Genomic DNA, 4,528 nt, shown 5'->3' with positions numbered 1-4,528 from the left:
CCCCCGCCCCCAGTTGCACCGCCAGCGCGTCGCCCGTCGGGTCCAGGGCCACCAGCGCCGCCGCCGCGTTGAGGAGGACCGCGTCGCGGACCGGGCCCGGCTCGCCCGCCAGCAGCCGGCGCGCCACATCCGCGTTGTACGACGCGTCCGCGCCGCGCAGCGCCTCGACCGGGACCAGTTCCAGGCCCACGTCGCGCGGATCGAAGGCCTCCTCGGTGACCTTGCCGTCCCGTACCAGCCACACCCGCGACGTCGCCGTGGTGGTCAGTTCGTCCAGGCCGTCGTCGCCGCGGAAGACCAGGGAGGAGTTTCCGCGCTCGGCGAGCACGCCCGCGACGATCGGCGCCATCCGTACGTCCGCCACGCCCACCGCCTGGGCCCTGACCCGCGCCGGGTTGGTGAGCGGTCCGAGGACATTGAAGGTGGTCTGCGCGCCGAGTTCCTTGCGGGCCTTGGCCGCGTACCGCAGCGCCGGGTGGAACTTCACCGCGAAGCAGAAGGTGATCCCGGCCTCCTCGGCGACCTCGGCCACCCGCTGCGGGCTCAGCTCCAGATTGACGCCGAGCTTCTCCAGTACGTCCGAGGCGCCGCTCGCCGACGAGGCCGCGCGGTTGCCGTGCTTGACGACCTTCGCTCCGGTGCCCGCCACGACGATCGCCGCCATGGTGGAGATATTGACGGTCTTGGCGAGATCGCCGCCCGTGCCGACGATGTCGACCGTACGGCCCGCCACCTCGATGGTGTTGGCGTGCGCGTACATGGCGCGCACCAGGCCCGAGACCTCCTCGACCGTCTCGCCCTTCGCCCGCAGGGCGACCGCGAACCCGGCGATCTGCGCGTCGGTGGCCTCGCCGCTCATGATGCGGTCCATGGCCCACGCCGTGTCCTCCGTGCTCAGATTCTCGCCGCGCAGCAGCGGATTCAGCACGCCCGGCCAGCTGCGGTCCGCCACGGTGTCGCCTCCGACGGGGGTCACAGCGCTCATGCTCGCTCCTGGTGGGTCCTGGGACGGATGCGTGGACCGTACGAGGCGTACGAGGTCCACGCCGCAAGCCTATCGGCGTACGCCCGGCCGGCAGGACGGATGCCCGGAGTACGGACGGCCGCACGCCGAGGGCCCCGGCCGGTGTCCCTCGCGGGAGACCGGGCCGGGGCCCTCGGTGGTGGCGAACCAGGCGAACCGGTGGATCAGTGCTTGCCGCTGGTGATCTCCTCATGGCCGTGGCCGTGCGCGGCGGCGATCTCGTTGTACTCCTCGGCCGTCGGCTTGGGGATCTGGCTGCCCTCGCCGTAGTAGCCCTTGCTCAGCTTGACGCGGAGCTTCTCGGCCGGGCCGACCTTGCGCCGTACGCCGTTCTCGTCCACCGCCGGGCCGAGATCGGCCGGCTTGTGCTGCTCGTGGGCGGTCAGCTTGTGCAGATCGGCCTGCTCCAGCGGGGTGTGCACCTCGATGAACTCACCGTGCGGCAGCCGCTTGATCACACCGGACTCGCGTCCGTGCAGCACCTTCTCGGCGTCGCGTCGCTGGAGGCCCAGACAGATCCGCTTGGTGACGACGAAGGCGATGACCGGTCCGACGAAGAAGAAGACCCGCACGAACCAGGTGATCGCGTTGATCGACAGATGGAAGTGCGTCGCCCACAGGTCGTTGCCGCCGCCGACGAGCAGGATGAAGTACCACGTCAGCCAGGCCACACCGAACGCCGTACGGGTCGGTGCGTTGCGCGGGCGGTCCAGGATGTGGTGCTCGCGGTTGTCGCGGGTGACCCAGCCCTCGATGAACGGATAGACCGCGATCGCGACCAGCACCAGCGGGAAGATCACCAGCGGAATGAAGACACCCAGTACCAGGGTGTGTCCCAGGAAGTTGATCTCCCAGCCGGGCATCACACGGATGAGGCCCTCGGAGAAGCCCATGTACCAGTCGGGCTGGGCTCCGGTGGAGACCTGGTCCGGACGGTAGGGCCCGAGCGCCCAGATCGGGTTGATCGTGGCGATGGCGGAGACGATCGTGATGAGCCCGAAGACCAGGAAGAAGAAGCCTCCGGCCTTGGCCATGTAGACCGGCAGCAGCGGCATGCCCACGACGTTCTTGTTCGTACGTCCCGCGCCCGCGAACTGGGTGTGCTTGTGGTAGAAGACCAGGATCAGATGGGCCACGACCAGTCCCAGCATGATGCCGGGCAGCAGCAGGATATGGACCGAGTAGAACCGGGCCACGAAGTCGCCGCCGGGGAACTCACCGCCGAACAGGAACATCGAGAGATACGTTCCGACGACCGGCACCGACAGGATCGCGCCCTGCATGAAGCGGACACCGGTACCGGAGAGCAGGTCGTCCGGGAGCGAGTAGCCGGTGAAGCCGGTGAACATGCCCAGCACGAACAGCAGGAAGCCGAACAGCCAGTTGACCTCACGCGGCTTGCGGAACGCGCCCGTGAAGAAGACACGCATCATGTGCACCAGCATGGCCGCGAGGAAGATCAGCGCGGCCCAGTGGTGGATCTGCCGGATCAGCAGACCGCCGCGGACGTCGAAGCTGATGTCCACCGTCGAGGCGTACGCCTCCGACATCCGTACGCCCTGGAGCGGGACGTAACTGCCGTGGTAGACCACCTCGTTCATCGACGGGTGGAAGAACAGCGTCAGATACACACCGGTGAGGATGATGATGATGAAGCTGTAGAGGGCGATCTCACCGAGCATGAAGGACCAGTGGTCCGGGAAGATCTTCCGCATATTGGCCTTGGCCAGGGAGTAGATCCCCAGCCGGCCGTCCGCCCAGTCGGCGACCCGCTCACCCGCGGGCACCTTGCGGTTCTTGTCGTCCGTAGCAGTGCTGGTACTCATCCGCGCTCCCAGAAGGCAGGACCGACGGGCTCGTCGAAGTCGCCGAGCGCCTCGAGGTTGCCCTCGGCGTTCACACCGATCCGCAGCTGCGGAAGGGGGTGACCGGCCGGGCCGAAGATGACGCGGGCGCCGTCGGAGAGGTCGAAGGTGGACTGGTGGCACGGGCAGAGCACATGGTGCGTCTGCTGCTCGTACAGGCTGATCGGGCAGCCGACATGGGTACAGATCTTGGAGAACGCCACGATCCCCTGGTGGGACCAGTCGAGTTCACGCTTGTCCTTGATCTCGTCCGGCTGGATCCGGACGATCATCAGGGCCGCCTTGGCGATCTGCTTCTGGAAGTCCTCGCTGTGCTCCTCCAGGCCCTCCGGCATGGCGAAGGTGAGCGAACCCACCACGACGTCCTCGGGACGCAGCGGCTGATTGGTGTTCATGTTGATGAGCTGCTTGCCCTTTTCCCACATCGTGGAGCGGAGCTTCTTCTCGGGCAGCGGACCGAGGTCGCGCAGCAGCACCACACCGGCGAGCGGCACCAGCGCCACCGCGCCGAACAGTGTGTTGCGGATCAGCTTGCGCCGGCCGAAGCCGGACTCCGCCGCACCGGCCGCGAAGTCCGCCAGGACCTTCGTCTTGACCTCGGGCGGTGCCTCGATCGGATGGCGGTCGTCCGCCGTCTCCACGTCCGACATCAGCGTCCGGGCCCAGTGGACCGCGCCCGCGCCGATGCAGAACAGGGCGATGCCGAGCGTCACACCCAGCGAGAAGTGCAGGATGCTGACATGGCCCAGCGGGAAGATATAGACGATCTTGCCGACCGGGAACGCCACGAACGAGGCGATGAACGCGACGGTCGCCAGCATCGACAGCAGGAACAGCATCGCCACCGTGCGCTCGGACCGCTTGGCCGCCCGCTCGTCGATGTCCTGTATACGCGGCCGGTGGGCCGGCAGTCCCGGATCGGCGAACGGATCGTCCGCGCGCTCCACCGCGCCGTGCGCGTCGCCCTGCTCGCTCGGCAGGTTCTTCTCTGGAAACTCTTCTTGGCTACTCATGACTTCTTGGCCTTAGCGGTGTGGGCCGCGACCCAGACGGCGGCTGCGATCAGAACACCCAGCCCGAAGATCCAGCCGAAGAGACCTTCACTGACAGGGCCGAGGCCGCCCAGCTTGAGACCGCCGGGGCTCGACGCCTTCTCTCCGTTCACCGCCTGGATGTACGCGATGATGTCCTTCTTCTGCTGCTCCGGCATCGTCGAGTCGGGGAACGAAGGCATGTTCTGCGGGCCGGTCTGCATGGCCTCGTAGATGTGCTTCGGGCTCACACCCTCAAGATTCGGCGCGCTCTTGCCACCGGTGAGCGCTCCGCCCTCACCGGTGAAGTTGTGGCACTGGGTGCAGTTGGTACGGAACAGATCGCCGCCCCGGGCGATGTCCGCGCCGGCGGGGTTGTACTGGTTCTCGGTCGGGATGATCGGACCGGCGCCGAGGGACGCGATGTACGCGGCGAGCTGGTCGATCTCGGCCTGCGAGTAGATGACCTTCTTCTTCGGCACCTGCACGCCGGGCTGCTGCGCGGGCATACGGCCGGTGCCGACCTGGAAGTCCACGGCGGCGGAGCCGACGCCGACCAGGGGCGGGCCGTCGCTGCTGCCCTGACCGCCGGTTCCGTGGCAGCTTGC

General features: G+C 67.8%; 4 protein-coding genes. All 4 read right to left on the bottom strand.

Annotation, left to right across the window (positions count from 1 at the left end; all coding sequences use genetic code 11):
• Positions 1 to 985, bottom strand: a 985-nt coding sequence (gene trpD / locus GA0115259_RS35525; protein ID WP_093604501.1) for an anthranilate phosphoribosyltransferase, incomplete at its 3' end; no start/stop codon positions are given.
• Between the two features lie 203 nt (positions 986 to 1,188).
• Complete coding sequence (locus GA0115259_RS35520) at positions 1,189 to 2,850, bottom strand: cytochrome bc1 complex cytochrome b subunit (RefSeq protein WP_093604499.1); 1,662 nt, start codon at positions 2,848 to 2,850, stop codon at positions 1,189 to 1,191.
• The gene (locus tag GA0115259_RS35515) at positions 2,847 to 3,902 is read right to left on the bottom strand and encodes a cytochrome bc1 complex Rieske iron-sulfur subunit (RefSeq protein WP_093604497.1); all 1,056 of its coding nucleotides are present in this window, start codon (positions 3,900 to 3,902) and stop codon (positions 2,847 to 2,849) included. The genes GA0115259_RS35520 and GA0115259_RS35515 overlap by 4 nt, the downstream gene beginning before the upstream one ends.
• A partial coding sequence (locus GA0115259_RS35510) for a cytochrome bc1 complex diheme cytochrome c subunit (protein ID WP_093604495.1) occupies positions 3,899 to 4,528 on the bottom strand: 630 nt, incomplete at its 5' end. The genes GA0115259_RS35515 and GA0115259_RS35510, both read right to left, overlap by 4 nt.

The organism is Streptomyces sp. MnatMP-M17 (assembly GCF_900091995.1).
GTDB lineage: Bacteria > Actinomycetota > Actinomycetes > Streptomycetales > Streptomycetaceae > Streptomyces.
Note: the sequence above shows the minus strand (reverse complement) of the source record. Positions and strands in the feature narration are given on the sequence as shown.